Genomic DNA, 22,505 nt, shown 5'->3' on the forward strand with positions numbered 1-22,505 from the left:
GCGCCGACGCTGTGACGCTTCAGCACATTGCCGTTGTCGATGACGAAACAGCGATCACAGAGCTGCTTGGTCGCTATTTGCCTGGGCACGGCTTTCGCACGACGCAATTGCATTCGGGCCGTGCGCTGATGGAGCTGATGGCCAGCGATCCGCCGGAGCTGGTCCTGCTGGACTTGGGCCTGCCCGGTGAGGACGGCTTCGCCATCGCGCGCCAGCTGCGCGAGCACTGGCGTTGCGGCCTGGTCATCATCACGGGGCGCGGCGACTCGGTCGACAAGGTCGTGGGCCTGGAAGTCGGCGCCGATGACTACGTCACCAAGCCTTTCGACCTGCGCGAGTTGGTCGCGCGCATCAAGGCCGTGTTGCGGCGCATGGAGCCGCAGCCGTTGGCCTCTGGACAGCCGGCCGGGCAGGCGCCCCGGCAGGTGGCCAGCGCCTCGGGTGGCGAGTACCTGACATTTCTCGGCTGGCAGCTCGACCTGGCCGCCCGGCGCCTTGACGATCCGAACGGCGAGGAGGTGCGGCTCACCAGCGGCGAGTTCTCCTTGCTCGCGGCCCTGGCCCAGCATGCGGGCCGCGTGCTGTCCCGCGACTTTTTGCTGGAACAGACGCGGGGCCGGGAGGCGGCGCCCTTTGACCGCACGATCGACGTGCAGATCGGACGCCTGCGCAAGAAGCTGGAAGTCGATGCGGAGAATCCACAGATCATCAAGTCGGTCCGCGGCGCCGGCTACATCTTCGTTCCGCCCATCGGCTCCGCACGGGCTAAAACCTGATGGCTGGAACGCCTCTCGCCAACCAGCCGACGCCGCAGCCCGTCGATGACCTGACCGTCTACCGCTCGCTGTTTTCCGCCTATCCGGATGCCCTGCTGCTGGTGGACGCCGCAGGCCTGATCGTGCGGGCCAATCCCGCGGCGGCGGCGCTGCTGGGGTACTCGATGGAGGAGCTCGTCGGCACGAGCGTGGACGAGCTGGTGCCCGACAGCATTCGCCCCCGCCACGCGTCATACCGGCAGGCCTATGGTCACGCGCCGCGCGCTCGGCCGATGGGCACGCAGATGGAGCTGGTAGCCCGGCGGCGCGATGGCAGCGAGGTGATGGTGGAAATCGCGCTGAGCCCGTTACAGGACCACGGCCTGCCCTTCGTGGTTGCCGCGATCCGCGGCATCGGTGGCTATCCGCGCGTCAAACAGGCGTTGCAGCGGGCGCGCTATAGCGAGCATCTGGCACAGCTCGGCCGCCTGGCCGTCGACGCACGCGATCCGCAGCAGCTGTTGCAGCAGGTGCCGGCCATTGCCGCCGAGGCGCTGGAAGTCGAGATGGCGCTCGTGTTCCTGCTGGAAAGCAACCGGCTTGAACTTCGCGTCGCCGGCGGCGTGGGGCTGATTGCCGGCGAGTCGCTGGGTCGCATCGTGCCCAATCGCGGCGACACACCGCTTGGCGTCGTGCTGAGCCAGGGCCGATCGGTCGTGGTCGAGGATTTCCGCGCAGAACAACGCTATGCGGTGCCCCCCGACTATCTCGAGGCGGGGTTGGTCAGCGCATTGGCGGTGCCGCTGCTGGACCGCGGTCGCGTCATTGGCGCCTTGAAGGTTCGTTCTCGCCAGTCGAAGCGGTTCGGCGACGATGAACAGCGCTTCCTTGAGTCACTGGCCAATCTGCTGGTCACCTGCCTGCAGCGGGCGCAGACCGAGGAGGCGCTGAGCCATGCCCAGCGCCTCGAAAGTGTTGGCCAGCTGACGGGCGGCATTGCCCACGACTTCAACAACCTGCTGACCGTCATCCAAGGGAATCTACAGGTGCTGGAGGAGCTGCCGGCACTGGCGCAGGACGGTGGCGCCCTACAACTGGTGAGCGCCGCGATGCGCGCATCCAAGCGCGGCGCGGAGCTGACCGGCAAGCTGCTGGCCTTCTCGCGCCGCCAGGTGCTGCAGCCCAGCGCGGTCGACGTGCATGGCCTGCTGCACCCGCTGTCGGACATGCTGCGCCGCACATTGGACCAGCGCATCCGCATCAGCGTCGATGTCGCGCCGGACTGCCCCCTGGCGCTGGCCGACGCGGGCCAGTTGGAAGCTGCCCTGCTCAACATCGCGATCAATGCGCGCGACGCGATGCTCGACGGCGGCGATCTGCGTTTTTCCGCGGCAGATGCGGGGATGCTGCCGACGGGCCTGCGGGACGAGCTTGGCGAAGGGCGATTCGTCTGTATCGCCGTCACCGACACCGGCACCGGCATGCCGGAAGCGGTGAAGGAGCGCGCCTTCGAGCCCTTCTTCACAACCAAGCAGGCCGGCCGCGGCACGGGCCTGGGGTTGAGTGCCGTCTACGGCTTCGTCAAGCAGTCGCAGGGCGCCGTTGCATTGGAAAGCACGACCGGCCTTGGCACGACGATCAGCCTGTACCTGCCGGTGCCGCACGATGCCCAGATGGGGACTCAGGACGGCGACCACACCGGGCAAGCGGTGCCGGCGGGGCTGAAGGTGCTGGTAGTTGAAGACGATGCCGAGGTGCGCGCCGTGGCGCAGCACTTCCTGGCCGGCCTGGGTTGCGTGTTCAGCGTCTGCTCGAGCGCCGAGCAGGCGCTGCAACTGCTGACGCCGCAAGCCGATTTCGACCTGCTGCTGACCGACATCGCGCTGGGTGCCGGCATGCGCGGCACCGAGCTGGCCCGCATCGCCCAGCAGCGGCTGCCGCAGCTGGCCATCCTGTTGATGTCGGGGTTCTCCGCCGAACTGCTGGATGCCGACCGCGAGTCCCCGGCCGACTGGGAACTACTGCCAAAACCCTACAGCCGCGGCCAGCTGGCGCAGGCGATGGCCCGCGTGTTGGCGGCCTAAGCCGAGCGCAGCCGGGCAGCGCGCCGCAGATCGACGGCGTCGGGCTGGATTCGCGCGGCAGGCCCCCGCTCCAAACGGAACACGCGCAATGCGGCATTCACCTCTTCGGACTGCGCCAGCATCTGCTGCGCGGAGCCGGACAGCTGCTGCACCAGGCCGGCGTTCTGCTGGGTGAAGCCGTCCATCTGCTGGATGACTTCGTGTATCTGCGAGATGCCCAGCAACTGCTCGCGGGCACCGCGGTCGATGTCGCCGATCAGGTTGGCGAAGTTCTGCACGGCCTTGAGCGTCGTGTCGATGCTGGAGCGGGCACTGTCGGTCTGGCGCTCCGCCGCCTGCACCTGCTCGGTGGAGTCCAGGATCAGCTGCTTGATCTCGCGGGCCGCGGTGGAACTGCGCTGCGCCAGCGCCCGCACTTCGCCGGCAACCACCGCGAAGCCTCGTCCGTGCTCGCCCGCCCGGGCCGACTCCACCGCAGCGTTGAGCGCCAGGATGTTGGTCTGGAAGGCGATGCTGTCGATCACCTGGATGATGTCGGCGATCTTCTGCGACGAGCGCGCGATGCCGCCCATGGTCTCGGTCACCGAATGGACGACATCGGCGCTGCGCCTCGAGACGGCATTGAGCTCGGTGGCCACGCCGCTGGCCTGGTGCGTGCTGTCGCTGCTCTGGCGCACCGTGGCGGTGATCTGCTCCATGCTGGCCGCGGCCTCCTCGAGGCTTGCGGCCTGCGACTCGGTACGCTGGGCGAGGTCCCGGTTGCCTTGCGCGATCTCGCGGCTGACGCGGTTCATCTGTTCCAGCTCGACCCGCGTGTCGGACACCAGCGAACGGATGTTGATTGCCAGCTGTTTCAGCGCCTGCTCGAGCCCACGCCCTTGGCTGTTGCTGCCGGCTTCGAGGCTGGCGCAGAGGTCGCCCGCGGCGAGCTGGTTGGCAAACCGCTCGATGTGAGCCAGCCCCTGGCGCAGCCGCTGCTGCATCAGCGCCGCCGCCGCGCCCGCGGCCAGCACCACCGCGCCGGCCGCCAGCCAGGTATCCTGACCCGCCAACGCCCAGCCCAAGGCGCCCACGGCGGCATAGCCCGGCACATGGCGCAGCCAGGGCATCGAAGTCAGCAGGCCGCCCAGCCGCCCGCGCCAGTCGCGCCGCTGCAGCTGGCCGCCGCTCAGCACGTGAACCAGCTTGCCGGCTCGCTGCTCATCGCACATGAGTGCATAGAGGTTCTCGGCCGCCTCGATCTCTGCGCGGCTGGCGCGGGAACGCACCGACATATAGGCCACTGGCCGGCCGTCCTCCACCAGCGGCGTCACGTTGGCCCGTACCCAATAGTGGTCACCGTCCTTGCGGCGGTTCTTCACCACGCCAGACCAGGGCTGGCCAGCGGCGATCGTCGCCCACATGTCGCGGAAGGCCTCCGGTGGCATGCCGGGATGGCGGATCAGGTTGTGCGGTTGGCCGAGCAGTTCGTCGCGCGGATAGCCGCTCACCTCCACGAAGGCCGCGTTGCAATGCAGGATGCGGCCCTTCAGATCGGTGGTGGAGACCAGGTTGTGATCGGTGGGAAGCAGGTATTCGCGATCGCTGACCGGTAGATTGGTGCGCACGGAAATCTCCTTGCCGCAAAGACGGTGCGGCGGTCTGGGTAAAAGGTGGGCGCCAGGGGCCCAAAGAGGTGGGGCGCTTCAAGACAGGCTCATCGCGACGGCGTCGGTGGCCAACAGGTGCTGGAGAGATTCGGCCGGCGCCGGACGGCCGAAGTGGTATCCCTGCATCTCGTCGCAGCCGCGCTGGCACAGGTAGTCCCGCTGCTGTGCGGTTTCCACGCCCTCGGCCACCACGCGCAGATGCAGCCGGTGAGCCAGTGCAATCACGGCATCGACCAGGGCCGCGCCGTCGGGCTGCTCGCCGATGCGGCGCGTGAACGACTGGTCGATCTTCAGCGAGTCGATCGGGAACTGCTGCAGGTAGGCCAGGCTGGAGTAACCGGTGCCAAAGTCGTCCAGCGACAGCTTGACCCAGAGGGCCTTGATCCGCTTGAGCATGCCGATCGCGGCGCCGGGGTCGGTGATCAGCATGCCTTCGGTGATCTCGATCTCCAGCCACTGCGCGTCGACCTGATGGCGCTGAAGGGCGCGGGCCACCACCTGGTCCAGGTCACCGGCGGCGAACTGCCGCGCCGCGACGTTGACCGCTATGCGCACCACGGGCTGGCCGGCATCCATCCAGGCGCGGATCTGGCGGCATGCCGCGTCGATGACCCAGCCGCCAATGGCCAGGATCAGGCTGCTCTGCTCGGCCACCGGGATGAACTGGCTCGGTGGCACCAGTCCGATGCCGCTGCGCTGCCAGCGCAGCAGGGCCTCGGCGCCGACGACCTCGCCGCTGCTGGCATCCACCTTGGGCTGGTAGTGCAGCAGCAGCTCGTCGCGTTCGATGGCGCGGCTCAGTGCGGCTTCCAGGTCCAGCTTGGTCCGAGCCTCGGTATTCATGTCATCCGTATAGAAGCAGAACTGGTTGCGGCCCAATTCCTTGGCGCGATTCATCGCCGCATCCGCGTCACGCAGCAACTCGACCGCGGTGGGGTTGCCTTCGTCGGGGAACATGCTGATGCCGATGCTGGCCGTCAGGTAGGCATCCTGCCCACACGACAGCGCCATCGGCGCGGCGATGGTCGCCAGCAGGCCGCGCGCGAGCACGGCAATGCTGGTGTTGTCCATGTTGGCTTCGAGGATGACCAGGAACTCGTCGCCGCCGAGCCGGCCCAGGAAGTCCTCATGGCGCAGGCGCGCCTGCAGGCGCGCGGCCACGCAGACCAGCAATTCGTCGCCGGCCGGGTGCCCCAGGCCGTCGTTGACCGTCTTGAAGCCATCGAGATCGATGACCAGCAGCGCCGCGCGGCTCTCGCGCCGATGTGAGCGGGCCAGCGCATCCTCGAGCCGCCTCTGCAGTTGAACGCGGTTGGGCAGGCGTGTCAGCGGGTCGTTGTGGACCAGCCAGTCGGTCTGGGCCTCGCTGTGCTTGAGGCGGCTGATGTCGGTGAACACGCCGACGTAGTGGGTCACTGCCGCGTCGTCGTCGCGCACCGCGCTGATGGTCAACCATTCCGGATAGACCTCGCCGCCCTTGCGGCGGTTCCAGATCTCGCCCTGCCAGTGCCCGCTGGCATCGAGCGCGGCCCACATCCGCTGATAGAACTCCGCGTCGTGCCGGCCGGACTTCAGCAGCTTGAGGCTGGCGCCGATGGCCTCTTGCGCGTTGTAGCCGGTGATGGTCGTGAACGAGTGGTTGATCGATTGGATGCGGCCCCGTGAGTCGGTGATGATGACGCCGTCGCGGACGTCCTCGAAGACCGTGGCCCACTGGCGCACACGCTGCTGCATGTCGCGGCGCTCGGTGATGTCGCTGGAGACGCTGTAGATGCCCATCGTGCGGCCTTCGTCATCGATCAGCTTGCCCTTGGTGCAGGCGTAGATGCGGTCGCCGTCGGGCAGCGTCAGGCGCGTCTCGAGGCAGACTGGCTTGTCGGCCCGCAGTGCTGCCGCGTCGTCCTTGAGCAGCTGGCGCACCTGCTCGGCGGGGAACAGGCCCGTGGAATCGAAGCCGATCAGTTGCTCCGGGCTTCGCCCCAGCGCCCGGCACAGCGCGCGGTTCACGAACAGGTAGCGGCCCTCGAGATCCTTGGCGAAGATGACGTCGGTTGAACAGTTGGCGATGGCCTCGGCGATCTTCCAGGCCCGCTCCTTTTCCTGGCTTGCCACCGCCATGCGTGCGGCTGCCAGCAGTTCGCGCCGCTTCAGCGTAGCGCAGGTGAAGGCGCCCGCGGCCAGCACGGCCAGCAAGTTCACCAGAGCCAGCGTCGTCGCATCGGCGATGCTGTTGCCCTGCAGCGTATCGCGCGGCGCCTGGACGGCGACAAACCAGCCGGAGTTGCGGATCCGGGCCGCAACCGCAGCATGGGCAACTTCGCCGCGATCCAGGCCGTCCATGAGCGAACCGGCCAGCGACGGATCCCCGGACAAGGCGGTCAGCGCTCTGCGGGAGGTGTTTTGTGCCAGCGCGAACGGCGTGTCGGAACCGTCGATGGCCACGGCCGGCAGACCCCGTACGGCGGGGCGGAAGAACAGCGTTTCGGGGGCGCCATTGCCGGAGCCCGACGTCAGCTGCGGCAGCAGCGTGCGGCGCGGCGCGGTGCGCAGCAGCAAGACGGTCTCCAGACGACCGTCCGCGCTCGGCAGTGGCACGAAGAGGTCGAACTGCAGGCTGGCGGGGTCACCCACCTCGGCCTGGAAGTCGCCGTTGGAAGGCAGCCCGCTTTGCAGTGCCGAGCCAACCCCGCGCGCCATGGCCGCATCGACATGCCGCGCGGTGCCGTCTGGCGCCAACAGCAGCCTGGCGTGCTCGTCGAACAGCAGCGCGTCGGCGTAGCGCGTGGAAGCCAGCAGCAACAGCAGTTCCTTCCTCATCTCTGCCGCCATCGCCTCATCGGGGCTGCGGCGCCAGCGCAGCAGGCTGGCGCGCAACTGGGGGTCGGTGGCAAGCCGGCGGGCGTCCTCCGTGCGCTGCTCGATCCAGCCCTGGACGATCTCGGCCTTCAGCTCGGCCTCGCGGCGCAGCTGCGCGACCTGTTGCTCGTACGACATGTGGGTCGATCTGGCGTAGCCCATCAGGCTTGCCAGCACGATGGCGGCTGACAACAGGGCGAACACCCAGAGCACGCTGACCGGTCCGCCCTGGCGCGCCGGTCCGGTCGCCTCGCCCTCAGCCTGCCGGCTGGGGGTGATCACATAAATCAGCGCGCTGGTCGCCAGCACGAAGGCGATGCCCTTGCCCTGGCCAACGGCGGACAGCGTGGCGATGTCGGGCGCCAGCTTTTCCAGCAGTCCATCAGACAGCAGGATCCAGGCAAGGCCAAAGGCCGCGTAAGCCGCGGCCATGGTCAGCGGAGCGGTCGGCGCCAGCCGGCGCCACCAGAGGTCGAAGTGCCGGCCGAAGCCCCCGCTGGCGAAGCGAAGAGGCGGTGCGACGGCGTCCTGATGCGGTGAATTCATTTTTTTCTCCCTGGATCGATGCGCGGCCGCTGAGGCCGACGGGCCGCGCCTAGTGCAGACCGGCAGGAGCGGCCTGCCCACCGATGAAGGCGGCCAGGGCGGGGAAGTCGGGAATGCAGATGTCGCGCCGGCTCTTCTCGTGGAAGGCGATGAGCCGCGCTCGCGCGAGCCTGGACATCACGCGGCTGACGGTCTCCAGCGTCAGGCCGAGGTAGTTGCCGATCTCGGCGCGCGTCAGGCGCAGGCTGATCTGGTCGGTCCTGAGGCCGCGCGCGGCCAGGGAATCGGCCCAGTTGTGCAGAAAGGTCACCACGCGGGCGGCAGCTGGCAGGCCGCACAGCGCCGTCAGCGCCTCGCGTTCGCGCACGATCTCGTCGCTCATGGCCTCATGCACGGCGGCCATCAGGCGGGGATGGTCGGCGCAGGCCTTCAGCAGCGCGTCGTAGCGCAGCGTCCAGACCGCGGCGGTGTCCATCGCAATGGCCTCGCAGGCGTAGCTGCCCTTGGCGATGGCGCTGAAGCCAAGCCAGTCGCCACGGAACTTCAGCCCCACGACCTGCTCGTGGCCTTCGGCCGACGTGCTGATCAGCTTGAAGCAGCCGGAATTGAGCACGTGCAGCTGCTCGAAACGCTCACCCGGCCGGTACAGCACGTCACCGGCATGGACGATGCGGCGCCTGGGCGCCAGCACGGCCTCCAGCAGCTTCAGCTCGTCAGCGATGCGCTGACCCTTGGACGGCGCCGCGCTGGCGTGGATTGCGCCGTTGGCGGCGAAGGCGGTGCTGCATCGTGCAGCAGGGGGCGGGGTATGCGAGGGACTGGCGTGCATGGTGGTCTCCGTTGGGGCTGCTCGAAGAAATCGATGCTAGGCAGGCCCCGCCAATGACGTGTCAACACGCGACATCGCTAGGTAGCGGTGCGTAAACACGGCGTGAACCGCTGGTGACGGAGCCGCCCCACACCAGGCCCGACTCCTCCGGCTTGACCTTGGTCAAGGGCCGCGCAGTCGGCCTCGCTACGCTGCCGCTCATGTGTTCCGAGGCTCGCGAAGGCGCTGATGGCGCCGACTTCTTCCACCCCCTTGATGCCGCTGCCGTGCTGCGGCAGGCGAGGGTGTTCATGAGGCTGCAAGCCCCGGAGATGAAGCTGTTGACGGGCAGGCGGCTGGCGCTGATGTCGCCGCACCCGGGCGACGACGAGGGGAGCGAATTCGCGCAGGCGGCGACGGCGCTCGGTGCCCATGTGTCCTTCGTCCAGCCTGGGCTTGACGAGCACAGCAGCCCCTGGCGGGTCGATGCAACGGCACGCATGCTGAGCCGTCTCTACGACGCGGTTGAATGTCAGCACCTGCCCGCCGCCCTGACAGGGCGCATCGCCCGCAGTGCCGACATTCCTGTCTTCGCCGGGCTGGCGACCGCCGGGCATCCCACGGCCGTGCTCGCACAGGCACTGGACGGCGATATCGTATGGGCCGTCAAGCGGCGCAAGATCCTGCAGGCGGCGCTGGTCGTCAGCCTGGCGTGACGAGCCGCGCTTCGGTGGATGCAAGCCCAGGTTGATCGGATTTTCCTGGTCCGTCGTCATGAGCCGCCACAGACCGGGGCCCGGCTGGCGACGACGACCTCCGACGGCTGAGCGCCGCCTGGCCTGACGTCAAAATCCATGCGTTTAAGCAGGTTCAGCATCGCCCGGTTCTCGCGCAGCACATGGCCGACGACGCGCTGAGTGCCGCGCGAGGCGGCGTAGTCCAGCAGGGCCTGCATCAGCAGGCGGCCGAGGCCCCGGCGCTGCTGGTTGCTGCGCACGAGCAGGCCGAACTCCGCCTCGACGTTGTCGGGATCGCGCACGAGACGGGCCACGCCGAGCGTGCGAGGACCGCCGGCAGCCTGCTCATCGACGATGACGAGCGCCATCTCGCGCTCGTAGTCGATCTGCGTCATCCGGGCGAGATCGTCATGCGTCAGCGAGTGCGGCGCCTGGAAGAAGCGCATGCGCAGGTCTTCGGGGCTGCAGGCTTCCAGGAACTCGCGGTGCAGGGCCTCGTCCTCCGGCCGGATCGGTCGCATCAGCAGCGTGCTGCCTTGGCAGTGCAGCGTGCGCACCAGCTCCGCCGGGTAGGGGCGCACGGCGAAGCGCGCCATGCCCGAGGGCGCCGACGCCGACAGGCGCACGCGGGCGTCCAGCGCAAGCACGCCTTGCTCGTCGGCCAGCAGCGGGTTGATGTCCAGCTCGGCCATTTCGGGCAGATCGGCCAGCATCTGCCCGACGGCGGTCAACGCGTCGCACAAGGCGTCGATGTGGGCTGCCGGCCGCCCGCGATAACCGGCCAGCAGCCGGGCCACCCGGGTGCGGTCGATCAGCTCGCGTGCCAGCGCGCGGTTCAACGGCGGCAGCGCCACGGCGCGGTCGCCCAGCACCTCCACCGCGATGCCGCCCTGGCCGAACAGCACTATCGGGCCGAAGATCTGATCCACGTGCGCACCGACGATGAGCTCCTGGGCCCGGGGGCGCTGCACCATGGCTTGCACGCTGAACCCCTCGATGTGGGCTTCCGGGCGCGTGGCCTGCAGATGATCGAGCATCTCCTGCGCGGCCAGGCGCACGGCGGCTTCGCCGCGCAGGTCCAGGCGCACGCCGCCGGAGTCCGACTTGTGCAGGATGGCCGCGGACACCACCTTCAGCACCACCGGCCCGTCGATGCGCCGGGCCGCCTCGGCTGCGGCCTGTGGCGAAGCGTCGACGCGCAGCGTCGGCACGACCGGGATGCCATAGGCAGCCAGCAGTGCCTTGGCATCGATCTCGTCCAGCCATTCGCGGCCGGCGGCCAGCGCCGCGTCGATGATGCCGCGCGCCCGGCCGATGTCCGGCTTGCCGATCGTGCTGGCGCTCGGGGTCTGGCGCAATGCCGTCTGGTTGCGCCGGTAGGTCTGCATCAGCGAGAACGCGCGCACGGCTTCCTCGGGCGTCTCGTAGCCTGCAATGCCGGCCGTCTCGAATGCGCTGCGCGCCGGCGCCACCGTGTCGCCGCCCAGCCAGCAGCTCAGCACGCGGCCCCGGTGCTCGGCGATCAGTGGCGCACATGCCTGGGCGATGGCTTCGCTGGAGACGATGGCCGTCGGTGCGTGCACGAACAGCAACGCGCCTGCTTCGGGAGCGTCGAACAGGGCCTTGAGCGTGTCCACGTAACGTTGCGCCGGTGCGTCGCCAATGATGTCGATCGGGTTGCCGTGCGACCAGCCTGCGGGCAGCACGGCGTTGAGCCGCTTCATCAGCGCCTCGCCGGGGCGCGCCAGCGTCACGCCCAGCGGCGCGGCGGCATCGGCCACCATCACGCCGGCGCCGCCGCCATTGGTCATGACCATCAGCTCGCGGCTGTGGTTGTCGCGGAAGCGCGCGAGCGTCTGCGCGGCGATGAAGAGGTCCTTCAGCGTGTCCACGCGCAGCATGCCGGCGCGCCGGATGGCGGCGTCGAACACGATGTCCTCGCCGGCCAGTGCGCCCGTGTGCGAAGCGGCGGCCTTCATGCCGGCAGGTACGCGGCCGGCCTTGACGACGATCACCGGCTTGATGCGGGCCGCGGCACGCGCCGCCGACATGAACTTGCGTGGCGACGTGATGGATTCGATGTAGAGCAGGATGGCGCGCGTGTGCCGATCCGTGGCCAGGTGGTCCAGCAGGTCGGCGAAGTCGACATCGGCGTGCTCGCCCAGCGAGACCAGGTGCGAGAAGCCGATGCGCTCGGCGTTGGCCCAATCCAGCAGGGCCGTCAGCAATGCGCCCGACTGGGACACCAGCGCCAGTTCGCCGGGCAGCGCCTTCGCCTGGGTGAAACTGGCATTCAGCCCCAGATGCGGGCTCAGCAGGCCGATGCAGTTGGGCCCCAGCAGCCGCAGCGTGTGCGGCCGGGCGGCGTCCAGCGCCGCCTGCTTCTGCGCCGGCGTGAGGCCAGCCGTCACGATGATGGCGGCGCGCGCGCCGCGCGCGCCCAGTTGCCCGATCAACGGCGCGATGGTGTCCGGTGGCGTGCACAGCACGGCCAGGTCCGGCGTGAACGGCAGCTCGGCGACGCCGGCAAAGCAGGGCTGGCCGTCCAGCGTGGCCAGCCGCGGGTTCACGGCCGCCATCGGGCCCTTGAAGCCGCCGCTCAGCAGGTTGCGCCAGACGGTGGTGCCCACGCGACCGGGTTTGTCGGAAGCGCCGAAGACGGCCACCGACTGGGGCGCGAGCAGGCGGTCGAGATGGCGCTGGGTCATGGGCGCATCGTCGCCACCGCCCGCAGCCCGACCCTTGCGCTGGATCAAGCCAGCGCGGGATGCCGCGGGATCAATGCGACATCAGCACCGGCACGGTCATCGATTCCAGCAGCTTGCGGGAGACACCGCCGAACAGCCGCTCCGCCCAGCGGGCGTGGCCGTAGGCGCCCATGACGATCAGGTCCGCGCCGGTGTCGGACGCGGCATTCAGCAGAGCGTCGCCGATGGGCAGTGCCGTCACTTCCTCGCGCACGATGGCATCGACGCCCTGCAGCGCCAGCCATTGGCGCTGGCAGGCGAGGCGCTCGGCCGGGGCTTCACCTTCAGCGTCTCGGCGCCAGTGCATCAGCCAGACGTTGTCGGCGCGGCGCAGCAGCGGCAGCGCGTCCGTCATCGCCCGTACCGACTCGCGGCTGCCGTCCCAGGCCAGCAGCACGCGACGCGTTCGCAAGGGTTCGCGATGCGTGTAGGGGATCAGCAGGACCGGGCGCACGCAGCGCAGCAGCACCTGTTCCAGCGTGGCCGCGTGCTGGCGATGGTCGGGCAGCGACGGGTCGGGCTGGCTCATGATGAGCAGGTCCGCGCATTGCGCATGCCGCGCCAGCGATTGCGCCGCGGGCGTCTGGTCGGCGAGCGCCTCGAATGAGGGCAGTTCGGCAGCGCCGCAGCGTTGGTGGAAGTTTTGCGCGAGGGCCCGGGCCTGTGCGAGCAGGGTCGCGCAGGCGCCACTGACGTAGTCATCCATTGCGGCGGCTGCCTGCAGCGCCTGCAGTTCGACCGTGGCGCTGGGCGCCAGGCCGATCAGGTGGGCCTCGAACTCCCTGGCCAGGGCGATGGCGATGCTGACGCGCACTGGGTTGGCCGGGGTCGCGTCCAAGGCAACCAGCAGGCTGCGGTAGCTCATGGCAATCATCTCCTTGGAAAGCAAACTCAGGCAAAGCTCAGCACGGCCCGGCCGTCGATGCGCCCCGTGCGCAGGTCGTCGAAGATGCGGTTGATGTCGTCAAGCCGGTGCGTGGTGGTGCTGGCATGCACGACGCCGTCCGCGGCGAACTGCAATGCTTCGTTCAGGTCCTGGCGCGTGCCGACAATGGAGCCGCGAACCGTCTTGGCATTGAGGACGACATCGAAGATGGGCAGTGCGAAGTCGCCGGGCGGCAGGCCGACCATGGACATGGTGCCGCGCTTGCGCAGCATGCCCAACGCCTGGCTGAAAGACTGGCGCGACACGGCGGTCACGAGGGCGCCGTGCACACCGCCCAGTTGGCGCTGCAGTGCGGCGGCCGGGTCTTCCTCGGCGGCGTTGATGCAGAGCTCGGCGCCCAGCCGCTGGGCCAGTTGCAGCTTGGCCGAGTCGATGTCCACGGCTGCGACGTGAAAGCCCATCGCGCGTGCGTACTGGACGGCCAGGTGGCCGAGACCGCCGATGCCGACGACGGCCACCCATTGCCCGGGCCGGGCGTCCAGCACCTTCAGGCCCTTGTAGACCGTCACGCCGGCGCACAGGATGGGCGCGAGGGACTCGAAGGACAGGTCGTTGGGCAGGTGGCCCACATAGGCCGGATCGGCCAGCACATATTCGGCGAAGCTGCCGTTGACCGTGTAGCCGGTCATCTGCTGGTGGTCGCACAGCGTCTCCCAGCCCGTCAGGCAGTGCTCGCAATGCCCGCAGGCGGTGTGCAGCCAGGGCACGCCGACGCGATCGCCTTCGCGGATGCCGCGCACGCCCGCGCCGACGGCGGCGACATGGCCGACGCCCTCGTGGCCCGGAATGAAAGGCAGCGGCGGCTTGACCGGCCAGTCGCCGTCGGCGGCATGCAGGTCGGTGTGGCAGACGCCACAGGCAGCCACCTTGACGAGAACCTGCCCGGCGGGGACTTCGGGGATGGCCACCTCCTCCAGGCTGAGGGGCTCGCGGTAGGCGCGGACGACCGCGGCTTTCATCATGGGCATGGCAATTCCTTGGGCGCCACGGTGTCGAGGTACTCGGGCACCGAGGCCGGCCAGCCCAGGCTTTCTTCGATGGCCTGGCGCAGCGCGTCGGCGGCTTGCGGTTCGCCGTGGGTCACATAGACGTGGCTGGGCGGGCGCGGCAGCGTTTGCAGCCAGGCCAGCAACTGGGGTTGGTCGGCATGCGAGGACATGCCGTCGATGGCGGCCACCTCGGCGCGCACGGGCACCCACTGGCCGTGCATGCGGATGCGGTCCGCGCCGGCCAGCAGGGTGGCGCCGCGCGTGCCGGCGGCCTGATGGCCGACGAAGACGATGCTGTTCCTGGGGTCCGGTGCCAGGGCCTCCAGGTGGTGCAGCACGCGGCCACCCGTGGCCATGCCGCTGGCGGCGACGATGACGCTCGGATAGCTGGGATGGTTCAGAGCGCGCGATTCCTCCTCGGTGCGGACGTAGCGCACCTTGTCGACGAGGTCGCGGCGCTCAGGCTCGGTCAGCCTGTGTTCATCGGCATGGACCTGCACCAGGCGCGTGACCTGGGTGGCCATGGGGCTGTTCAGGTAGATGGGCAGGTCGGCGATGCGCCCGGCGGCTTTCAGGCGCAGCAGGGTGTGCAGGATGGCCTGTGCCCGCCCGACGGCGAAGGCCGGGATCAGCGTCGTGCCGCCGCGGGCCGCAGTGCGCGCGATGACGTCGCAGAGCTGGTCTGCGCTGGGCGTTTCAGAGTGCCGCCGATCGCCGTAGGTGGACTCGATGACGACGATGTCGGCCGCGTGTGCCGCGGCCGGCGGCAACATGACGGTGTCGTCGCTGCGCCCGAGGTCGCCCGAGAAGGTGATCGAGCTGGCGCCCGTTGTGAGGTGGACGCTGGCGGCGCCAATGATGTGGCCGGCATGGCTGAATGTCGTCGTCAGGCCGGGGACGGGTTCAAACACCTGGCCGAAGGCATGACGGCGCACCTGCTTGAGGCTGTGCAGGGCCTGGGCCTCGGTGTACAGCGGCAGCGCCGGTGAATGCTTGCTGAAGCCGTGCCGGTTGGCGTAGCGAGCGTCCTCCTCCTGCAGCCGGCCCGAGTCCGGCAGCAGCACGGACAGCAGGTCGCTGGTGCCAGGCGTTGCGTGGATGGAGCCGCGAAAGCCCTCCGCCACCAGGCGGGGCAGGAAGCCGCTGTGATCGATATGGGCATGCGTCATCACCACGGCATCGATGGACGCTGCCGGCACGGGGAAGGGGGCCCAATTGCGCAGGCGCAACTGCTTCAAGCCCTGGAACAGCCCGCAGTCGACGAGCAATCGCCGGCCGCCGAATTCGACGAGGTAGCGGGAACCGGTCACGGTGCCGGTTGCGCCGAAGAAGCGCAGCTTGAGCTCCGTCGTGCTCACGGCCGGCGCCCCAGCAGCCAATTCACCGGGCCGCAGCCCACAATCAGGCGGCGTGCGCGTTCCACCGATCCGACATTGATAACCATGGTGGCCTCCTGACCTGTTCAAGTCAGGTTCAGCGTAGGCCGGCCTACTGCCGGTGGCCTTGCGCTGGATCAAGCGCGCTTGATCAACCCTAGCTGGGCGTGGACGGGCGCTCGACACCCCAGCGCCGGTACAGCTCGACGGCCGAGCCGGTGCGCAGCCACTGTTCGAAGGCCTGGTCGTAGCGTTGCGACAGGGCCTCACCGCCGGCGCTGCGTGCAAAGGCCATGTGCCCGTGCAGCACGTCCAGCGGTGGCGAGCAGCGCGCGACGGCGTCAGCCAGGCCCAGGCGTTGCAGCACCGGCTGGCAGTTGCGGTCGTTCGCTGCGAACAGCTCGATGCGCCGCTTCATCAGCATCTGCAACCCGGCGTCGACGCTCTGTACCCAGGTCAGTTGGTTCATGCCCGTCTTCATGCGTTCGAAGCGGCTGCCGTAGGCCCAGCCGCGCACGGCGGCCACGGGCGCCTGGGCCAGTTCGCCAAACTCACCCGTCCAGCGCGCCTCCTCGCCGCGGCGGGCGTACCAGACCATGGCGTCCGAGTAGAAGGAGCGCACGCTGAACAGCATGCGGGCCTCGCGTTCCGGCGTGCGGTAGGGGCCGATGAGGATGTCCGCCTCGCCCTGCTCCAGCATCAGCTGCGCGCGCGGCCAGGGCAGCCATTCGCAGCGCACGTTGTCGCCGAACAGCATGCCCAGCAGGTCCACCGCCAGGCCCTTGGGCGCCTGGCCTTCGCTGCCCTCGAAGATGCGCGCGAACTGCGAGCCCACCGCGCGCAGCGGTGTCGCGTGGGCCTGCCGCGCCAGCCCCAGCCCCGCCATCCAGCCCAACCCTGCCTTGCACCACACGCGCCGTGTCGACATGGCTCATCCCTTCGTTGGAGACGCCGTTGATGATGCGCGCCGCGGAGGGTGAGATCAAGGAATGTCGATGTCGTGCAGCGCAAAGCCGCCACCCTGGCGGCGGTCGGCGAAGAAGCAGCGCAGCGTCTCTCGCGTCGTCTTGAAGGCGATCTCGTCCCAGGGAATCTCGTCTTCGTTGAAGAGCCTGGCCTCCAGCGACTCCGGCCCCGGGTTGAACTCGGGCGAAAGCAGCCGGGCGCGGTAGAAAAGGTGGACCTGGCCCACCCGCACGACGTTGAGCACGGTGTACAGCGGCCCCATCTCGATGTCGGCACCAGCCTCCTCCTGGGTCTCGCGCAGGGCGCCCTCGGCGGTCGTCTCGTTCAGTTCCATGAAGCCGGCCGGCAGCGTCCACAGGCCATGCCGCGGCTCGATGGCGCGCCGGCACAGCAACACGCGGCCGTCCTCCCAGACCGGCAGCGTGCCCACCACGTTCAGCGGGTTCTGGTAGTGGATGGCGCCACAGCCCGGGCAGACCGCGCGTTCGCGGTTGTCATCGGCGGGGATGCGGTATTCCACGGCGGTGCCGCAGTTCGGGCAGTGTCTGAGCGGGCTGGGAAAGGGCATGCGGCCCAGTTTATGGCGAGCAGAATGACGGCCATGAAGCTCTACAACTACTTCCGCTCTTCCGCCTCGTGGCGCGTGCGCATCGGGCTGGCGCTCAAGGGCCTGGACTACGACTACGCGGCCATCCACCTCGCAAAGAACGAGCAGTTCGCCGGCAGCTTCGCCGAGCAGCAGGTCTCCCACCTCGTGCCGGCGCTGGTGCTGGACGACGGCCAATGGCTGAGCCAGTCCATGGCGATCCTCGAATACCTGGACGAGACGCATCCGGAGCCGCCTTTGCTTCCCCAGGGCGCCGTCGCGCGGGCGCAGGTGAGGGCGCTGGCCCAGGACATCGGTTGCGACATCCACCCCATCAACAACCTGCGCGTGCTGCGCTATTTGAAGAACGACCTGGGCCAGGAGCAGACGACCGTCGACCGCTGGTACCGCCATTGGGTGGCGACGGGCCTGGGCATCGTCGAGCAGCGCCTTGCGGCCACGGCGGGGACATACTGTTTCGGCGACACGCCGGGCCTGGCTGATTGCCTGCTCGTGCCCCAGATCTACAACGCCCAGCGCTTCGAATGCCCGCTGGACGACTTCCCGACCGTCATGCGCGTGAACGCCGCCTGCCTGGCCCTGCCGGCCTTTGCCAACACGCATCCCGGCGTTTGTCCCGATGCAGCCTGATCCGAACTGGCTGCGCCCGGACTGGCCGGGCGTGACGGCCTTCATGACCACTCGCGGCTCCAACTTCGGCCGCAAGGCGGGCGACCCCGAGCTGGCCAAGGCCAACCGCATCGGACTCGCCGGATTGCTCGGTGCGCGGCCCGTCTTTCTCGATCAGGTCCATGGCGCCGATGTCGTGCGCCTGCGCGCCGATTGGCACGACGACAACGCGCCCAAGGCGGATGCGGCCGTGTCGACCGATCCGGACCTGGCCGTGGCCATCCTGGTCGCCGACTGCCTGCCCGTGCTGTTCGCAGCGCCGGGCGGCGTGGCCGGCGCGCATGCCGGCTGGCGCGGCCTGGCGGCCGGCGTGCTGGAGAACACGGTGGCCGAGCTGTGCGACGCAGCGAAATGCCAGCCCGGCGATGTGAAAGCCTGGCTCGGCGCCTGCATCGGCCCCGCGGCCTTCGAGGTCGGCCCGGAGGTCGTTGCGGCTTTCGGCCGTGAGCCCATCGAACGCGACCAGCCCGGCTTCCTCTACCGGCCCAACCCCGAGCCTCGCTGGCGCGCCGATCTGCCCCTGTTGGCTCGCGAAAGATTGATCTCGGTCAATGTCACCCAAATCAGCGGCGGCTCGTGGTGCACGCTGACGGATGATTCACGCTTCTTTTCGTTCCGGGGCGAGGCCCTCGGCCGGCCCCGGGGCCGCATGGCCGCCTGCATCTCCTTGCGCGGCTAGCTCGGCAGCACGCCGCCGACGCTTGCGGCCGGGCGTGCCGAGGATGTAGAGCAGCAGGCCCAGTGGAAGGACGCCATAGAGCATCAGCGTGACGAAGGCACCGAACAGCGAGCCCTGGGGGCTGATCGCTTCGGCCGCCGCCATCATCAGCGCCACATAGGCCCAGGCAATCGCAACGAGATACATGTGTCATTGGCACGTCAGTGCGTGCGGTTAAAAAGCTGGGGCTGCGAGATGTGGCAAGCTTATTGCAACGGATCGAGACAACACCGCGACGCGGGAGCTCCGAGGAAGACATGGCCACAAGCAAGAAGAACGACGCCCCGCCCGCCACGGAGGGGCCGGCCGTATTCGCGGACCTGATGCAGCAGATGGCGCATCTGCCGCAGATCTCGCCCACCGCACTGGCCGAGTTGCAGGCCGATTATCTGAAGCAGGCCACGGCGTTGTGGAACGCGTCGCTGGGGCAGGGCGAGGCTCCGGCCATCGGCGACCGCCGCTTCGCCGCACCCGAATGGCGGAGCAACCCGGCCGCCAGCTTCATGACCCAGCTCTATCTGCTCAACAGCCAGACGCTGGGCCGGATGGCTTCGGCCATCGAGGCCGACGACAAGACCAAGGCGCGCATCCGCTTCGCCGTGCAGCAATTCGTCGATGCCGTGTCGCCCAGCAATTACCTAGCCTTGAACCCCGAGGCGCAGAAGCTGGCGCTGGACAGCCAGGGTGAGACGCTGACCCGTGGCCTGCAGCAGCTGTGGGGCGACCTGCAGCGCGGCCATGTGTCGCAGACGGACGAGAGCGCCTTCGAGGTCGGCAAGAACGTGGCCACCACGGCCGGCAGCATCGTCTTCGAGAACGAGCTGTTCCAGCTCATCGAATACGCGCCGCTTACGAAGGACGTGCACACGCGCCCCTTCCTGCTGGTGCCGCCCTGCATCAACAAGTTCTACATCCTGGACCTGCAGCCGGACAACTCACTCATCCGCTACGCCGTCACGCAAGGCCATCGCGTCTTCGTCGTCAGCTGGCGCAACCCGGATGAGTCGGTCAAGGCGCTGACCTGGGACGACTACATCGAGCAGGGGGCCATCGAGGCCACCCGCGTCGTGCAGGAGATCTCGGGCCAGGACAAGATCAACGCTTTGGGTTTTTGCGTCGGCGGCACCATCCTCGCCACTGCCCTGGGCGTGCTCGCCGCGCGCGGCGAGCAGCCGGCGGCCAGCCTCACGCTGCTGACGACGCTGCTGGACTTTGCCGACAACGGCATCCTGGACATCTTCGTCGACGAGGCCAGCGTGCGCCTGCGCGAGGCCACGCTGGGCCCCGAATGCCCGAAGGGCCCGCAACTGCTGCATGGCCAGGAACTGGCCACCACGTTCAGCTTCCTGCGCCCCAACGACCTGGTGTGGAACTACGTCGTCGGCAACTACCTGAAGGGCGAGCAGCCGCCGCCCTTCGACCTGCTGTACTGGAACGGCGACTCGACCAACCTGCCCGGGCCGATGTACTGCTGGTATCTGCGCCACACCTATCTGCAAAACGAGTTGAAGGAGCCGGGCAAGCTGACCGTCTGCGGCGAGAAGCTCGACCTGGGTGCTATTCAAGCCCCGGTCTACATCTACGGCTCGCGCGAGGACCACATCGTGCCCTGGCAGGCCGCCTATCGCAGCACCCAGATCCTGAAGGGCAAGAAGCGCTTCGTGATGGGGGCGTCGGGCCATATCGCCGGCGTCATCAACCCGCCGGCCAAGGGCAAGCGCAGCCACTGGATTGCCAAGGGAACGGCCTTGCCGGCCGACCCCGAGGCCTGGTTGGCCAGCGCCACCGAGCACCCGGGGAGCTGGTGGCCGGACTGGTCCACCTGGCTGGCTTCGCATGCCGGCGCCAAGAAGCCCGCACCCAAGGCGCCGGGCAACCGCAAGTTCAAGGCGATCGAGCCCGCGCCCGGTCGCTATGTGAAAGTGAAAGCGTGACACCCTCTCAATGCAACCACTGAGGCACGGAGGCACAGAGAACTCAGGTTCTCTTTGTCTTCCTCCGTGCCTTTGTGCCTCTGTGGTTGCATTTGTTTTTCCAAGGAGACATCCATGAGCAAAGAAGACATCGTCATCGTCGCCGCCGCACGCACGGCCATCGGCAAGTTCGGCGGCACCCTCGCCAAGACGCCCGCCAGCGAACTGGGCGCCGCCGTCATCCAGGACCTGCTGCGCCGCACCGGCCTGGCCGGCGACCAGATCAATGAGGTCATCCTCGGCCAGGTGCTTACGGCCGGCGTGGGCCAGAACCCGGCGCGCCAGTCCGTCATCAAGTCCGGCCTGCCCCAGGCCGTGCCGGCCATGACGATCAACAAGGTCTGCGGCTCCGGCCTGAAGGCCGTGATGCTGGCCGCGCAAGCCATCCGCGACGGTGACAGCGACATCGTCATCGCCGGCGGCCAGGAGAGCATGAGCATGAGCCCTCATGTGCTGCCGGGCTCGCGCGATGGCCAGCGCATGGGTGACTGGAAGATGATCGACACGATGATCGTCGACGGCCTGTGGGACGTGTACAACCAGTACCACATGGGCATCACGGCCGAGAACGTGGCCAAGAAGTACGGCATCACGCGCGAGCAGCAGGATGCGCTGGCGCTGGGCAGCCAGCAGAAGGCCGCCGCGGCCCAGGACGCCGGCCGCTTCAAGGATGAGATCGTGCCGTTCAGCATCGCGCAGAAGAAGGGCGATCCGATCGTCTTCGCTGCCGACGAGTTCATCAACCGCAAGTCCAACGCCGAAGCCCTGGCCGGCCTGCGCCCTGCCTTCGACAAGGCCGGCAGCGTCACCGCCGGCAATGCCTCGGGCCTGAACGATGGCGCCGCCGGCGTCGTCGTCATGACGGCCGCCAAGGCCGCGGCCCTGGGGCTGACGCCGCTAGCGCGCATTGCCTCCTACGCCTCGGCTGGCCTGGACCCCGCGCTGATGGGCATGGGCCCGGTGCCCGCGGCCCGCAAGGCGCTGGAGCGCGCCGGCTGGAAGCCCGCCGACCTTGACTTGCTGGAAATCAACGAAGCCTTCGCTGCCCAGGCCTGTGCCGTGCACAACGAGATGGGCTGGGACATGAGCAAGGTGAACGTCAACGGTGGCGCGATTGCGCTGGGCCACCCCATCGGCGCCAGCGGCTGCCGCGTGCTCGTCACGCTGCTGCACGAGATGATCAAGCGCGATGCCAGGAAGGGCATCGCCTCGCTGTGCATCGGCGGCGGCATGGGTGTCGCCCTGACCGTCGAACGTTGATACCCTCACCCAATCACAACAGGAGACATCCATGAGCAAGAAAGTTGCCTACGTCACGGGCGGTATGGGCGGCATCGGTACCGCCATCTGCCAGCGCCTGCACAAGGAAGGCTTCAAGGTCATCGCCGGCTGCGGCCCGAGCCGCGACTTCAAGAAGTGGCTCGATGAACAGAAGGCGCTGGGCTACGACTTCCACGCCTCCGTCGGCAACGTGGCCGACTGGGACTCCACCGTTGAGGCTTTCTCCAAGGCCATCGGCGAGCATGGCGCCATCGACGTGCTGGTCAACAACGCCGGCATCACCAAGGACCGCATGTTCCTGAAGATGACGCCGGACGACTGGCATGCCGTCATCGACACCAACCTCAACAGCATGTTCAACGTGACCAAGCAGGTCGTGCCGGGCATGGTGGAAAAGGGCTGGGGCCGCATCATCCAGATCAGCTCGGTCAACGGCGAGAAGGGCCAAGCCGGCCAGACCAACTACTCGGCCGCCAAGGCCGGCATGCACGGCTTCACGATGGCGCTGGCGCAGGAACTGGCGTCCAAGGGCGTGACAGTCAACACCGTCAGCCCGGGCTATATCGGCACCGACATGGTCCGCGCCATCAAGCCCGAGGTGCTGGAAAAGATCGTGGCGACGATTCCCGTCAAGCGCCTGGGCACGCCCGAGGAGATCGGCTCCATCGTCGCCTGGCTGGCCAGCGGGGATTCGGGTTTTTCGACCGGTGCCGACTTCTCCTGCAACGGCGGCATGCACATGGGGTGAGAGCCGGGCGGCTCCCATCTGCAAAGCCGGCGCCAGCCGGCTTTTTTGTT

18 protein-coding genes are annotated in these 22,505 nt (G+C 68.5%); 8 read left to right on the plus strand and 10 right to left on the minus strand.

The features are described 5' to 3' along the window. Positions 1-11 precede the first annotated feature (11 nt). Positions 12-776, plus strand: a complete 765-nt coding sequence (locus ASC95_RS02195; RefSeq protein ID WP_057296149.1) for a winged helix-turn-helix domain-containing protein — start codon at positions 12-14, stop codon at positions 774-776. Continuing rightward, a complete protein-coding gene (locus tag ASC95_RS02200) occupies positions 776-2,839 on the plus strand; it encodes a PAS domain S-box protein (RefSeq protein ID WP_057296150.1) in 2,064 nt (687 codons plus the stop codon). Before ASC95_RS02195 ends, ASC95_RS02200 begins: the two co-directional genes overlap by 1 nt. Here ASC95_RS02200 and ASC95_RS02205 read toward each other — a convergent pair. The 3 genes from ASC95_RS02205 to ASC95_RS02215 all read right to left on the minus strand — a co-directional run bounded on the left by ASC95_RS02205 (position 2,836) and on the right by ASC95_RS02215 (position 8,719). Continuing rightward, on the minus strand, positions 2,836-4,446 hold the full coding sequence (locus tag ASC95_RS02205; protein WP_057296151.1) for a PAS domain-containing methyl-accepting chemotaxis protein: 1,611 nt from the start codon (positions 4,444-4,446) through the stop codon (positions 2,836-2,838). The genes ASC95_RS02200 and ASC95_RS02205 overlap by 4 nt on opposite strands. Before the next feature lie 78 nt (positions 4,447-4,524). Then, positions 4,525-7,890 carry a bifunctional diguanylate cyclase/phosphodiesterase gene (locus ASC95_RS02210; RefSeq protein WP_057296152.1) on the minus strand — a complete coding sequence of 1,122 codons (3,366 nt, stop codon included), beginning with the start codon at positions 7,888-7,890 and terminating at the stop codon, positions 4,525-4,527. Positions 7,891-7,939: 49 nt separating this feature from the next. Further along, positions 7,940-8,719, minus strand: a complete 780-nt coding sequence (locus tag ASC95_RS02215) for a Crp/Fnr family transcriptional regulator (protein WP_057296153.1) — start codon at positions 8,717-8,719, stop codon at positions 7,940-7,942. Between the two features lie 152 nt (positions 8,720-8,871). On the opposite strand from ASC95_RS02215, the gene ASC95_RS02220 reads away from it, so the two are divergent. Beyond that, complete coding sequence (locus ASC95_RS02220) at positions 8,872-9,414, plus strand: hypothetical protein (RefSeq protein WP_057296154.1); 543 nt, start codon at positions 8,872-8,874, stop codon at positions 9,412-9,414. A gap of 56 nt (positions 9,415-9,470) precedes the next feature. Here the strand turns inward: ASC95_RS02220 and ASC95_RS02225 are convergent, their stop codons facing one another. From ASC95_RS02225 to ASC95_RS02250, 6 genes are all read right to left on the minus strand, one after another. After that, positions 9,471-12,143, minus strand: a complete 2,673-nt coding sequence (locus ASC95_RS02225) for a bifunctional acetate--CoA ligase family protein/GNAT family N-acetyltransferase (RefSeq protein ID WP_057297008.1) — start codon at positions 12,141-12,143, stop codon at positions 9,471-9,473. Between the two features lie 70 nt (positions 12,144-12,213). Next, positions 12,214-13,047, minus strand: a complete 834-nt coding sequence (locus ASC95_RS02230) for a universal stress protein (protein WP_162250702.1) — start codon at positions 13,045-13,047, stop codon at positions 12,214-12,216. 26 nt (positions 13,048-13,073) lie between these two features. Further along, positions 13,074-14,087: an alcohol dehydrogenase AdhP gene (adhP, locus tag ASC95_RS02235; RefSeq protein WP_200960081.1), complete on the minus strand. Its 1,014-nt coding sequence runs from the start codon at positions 14,085-14,087 to the stop codon at positions 13,074-13,076. Next, positions 14,087-15,475, minus strand: coding sequence for an MBL fold metallo-hydrolase RNA specificity domain-containing protein (locus ASC95_RS02240; protein ID WP_057296157.1), 1,389 nt, complete (start codon positions 15,473-15,475; stop codon positions 14,087-14,089). Before ASC95_RS02240 ends, adhP begins: the two co-directional genes overlap by 1 nt. Positions 15,476-15,650: 175 nt before the next feature. Then, the gene (locus ASC95_RS02245; protein WP_082567422.1) at positions 15,651-16,421 is read right to left on the minus strand and encodes an ABC transporter substrate-binding protein; all 771 of its coding nucleotides are present in this window, start codon (positions 16,419-16,421) and stop codon (positions 15,651-15,653) included. A gap of 54 nt (positions 16,422-16,475) precedes the next feature. Next, positions 16,476-17,027, minus strand: coding sequence for an NUDIX hydrolase (locus ASC95_RS02250; protein WP_057296159.1), 552 nt, complete (start codon positions 17,025-17,027; stop codon positions 16,476-16,478). A gap of 33 nt (positions 17,028-17,060) precedes the next feature. On the opposite strand from ASC95_RS02250, the gene maiA reads away from it, so the two are divergent. Beyond that, positions 17,061-17,696 (plus strand): maleylacetoacetate isomerase, encoded by a 636-nt coding sequence (gene maiA / locus ASC95_RS02255; RefSeq protein ID WP_057296160.1) that lies wholly within the window; start codon positions 17,061-17,063, stop codon positions 17,694-17,696. Beyond that, entirely contained in the window at positions 17,686-18,414 is a 729-nt protein-coding gene (locus tag ASC95_RS02260; RefSeq protein WP_057296161.1) for a polyphenol oxidase family protein, read from the plus strand. The genes maiA and ASC95_RS02260 overlap by 11 nt, the downstream gene beginning before the upstream one ends. On the opposite strand, the gene ASC95_RS29700 is transcribed toward ASC95_RS02260, so the two are convergent. Further along, the gene (locus tag ASC95_RS29700) at positions 18,334-18,600 is read right to left on the minus strand and encodes a hypothetical protein (RefSeq protein WP_082567423.1); all 267 of its coding nucleotides are present in this window, start codon (positions 18,598-18,600) and stop codon (positions 18,334-18,336) included. The two genes, ASC95_RS02260 and ASC95_RS29700, sit on opposite strands and share 81 nt — an antisense overlap. 110 nt (positions 18,601-18,710) lie before the next feature. Here ASC95_RS29700 and phaC point away from each other — a divergent pair, with 110 nt between their 5' ends. The 3 genes from phaC to phbB all read left to right on the plus strand — a co-directional run bounded on the left by phaC (position 18,711) and on the right by phbB (position 22,455). Then, positions 18,711-20,387, plus strand: coding sequence for a class I poly(R)-hydroxyalkanoic acid synthase (gene phaC, locus ASC95_RS02265; RefSeq protein WP_057296162.1), 1,677 nt, complete (start codon positions 18,711-18,713; stop codon positions 20,385-20,387). Positions 20,388-20,501: 114 nt separating this feature from the next. Then, positions 20,502-21,686 carry an acetyl-CoA C-acetyltransferase gene (locus ASC95_RS02270; protein WP_057296163.1) on the plus strand — a complete coding sequence of 395 codons (1,185 nt, stop codon included), beginning with the start codon at positions 20,502-20,504 and terminating at the stop codon, positions 21,684-21,686. 31 nt (positions 21,687-21,717) lie between these two features. Then, positions 21,718-22,455, plus strand: coding sequence for an acetoacetyl-CoA reductase (gene phbB, locus ASC95_RS02275; protein ID WP_057296164.1), 738 nt, complete (start codon positions 21,718-21,720; stop codon positions 22,453-22,455). The last annotated feature ends 50 nt before the right edge of the window (positions 22,456-22,505 follow it).

Origin of the sequence: Pelomonas sp. Root1217 (assembly GCF_001425705.1) — a bacterium.
Lineage (GTDB): Bacteria > Pseudomonadota > Gammaproteobacteria > Burkholderiales > Burkholderiaceae_C > Pelomonas.

Coding starts and splice junctions, on each gene's coding strand:
- ASC95_RS02200 (WP_057296150.1), top strand. CDS start 776: ATGGCTGGAACGCCTCTCGCCAACCAGCCGACGCCGCAGCCCGTCGAT.
- ASC95_RS02210 (WP_057296152.1), bottom strand. CDS start 7,890: ATGAATTCACCGCATCAGGACGCCGTCGCACCGCCTCTTCGCTTCGCC.
- ASC95_RS02215 (WP_057296153.1), bottom strand. CDS start 8,719: ATGCACGCCAGTCCCTCGCATACCCCGCCCCCTGCTGCACGATGCAGC.
- ASC95_RS02225 (WP_057297008.1), bottom strand. CDS start 12,143: ATGACCCAGCGCCATCTCGACCGCCTGCTCGCGCCCCAGTCGGTGGCC.
- ASC95_RS02230 (WP_162250702.1), bottom strand. CDS start 13,047: ATGAGCTACCGCAGCCTGCTGGTTGCCTTGGACGCGACCCCGGCCAAC.
- adhP (WP_200960081.1), bottom strand. CDS start 14,087: ATGAAAGCCGCGGTCGTCCGCGCCTACCGCGAGCCCCTCAGCCTGGAG.
- ASC95_RS02245 (WP_082567422.1), bottom strand. CDS start 16,421: ATGTCGACACGGCGCGTGTGGTGCAAGGCAGGGTTGGGCTGGATGGCG.
- ASC95_RS02250 (WP_057296159.1), bottom strand. CDS start 17,027: ATGCCCTTTCCCAGCCCGCTCAGACACTGCCCGAACTGCGGCACCGCC.
- maiA (WP_057296160.1), top strand. CDS start 17,061: ATGAAGCTCTACAACTACTTCCGCTCTTCCGCCTCGTGGCGCGTGCGC.
- ASC95_RS02260 (WP_057296161.1), top strand. CDS start 17,686: ATGCAGCCTGATCCGAACTGGCTGCGCCCGGACTGGCCGGGCGTGACG.
- ASC95_RS29700 (WP_082567423.1), bottom strand. CDS start 18,600: ATGTATCTCGTTGCGATTGCCTGGGCCTATGTGGCGCTGATGATGGCG.
- phaC (WP_057296162.1), top strand. CDS start 18,711: ATGGCCACAAGCAAGAAGAACGACGCCCCGCCCGCCACGGAGGGGCCG.
- ASC95_RS02270 (WP_057296163.1), top strand. CDS start 20,502: ATGAGCAAAGAAGACATCGTCATCGTCGCCGCCGCACGCACGGCCATC.
- phbB (WP_057296164.1), top strand. CDS start 21,718: ATGAGCAAGAAAGTTGCCTACGTCACGGGCGGTATGGGCGGCATCGGT.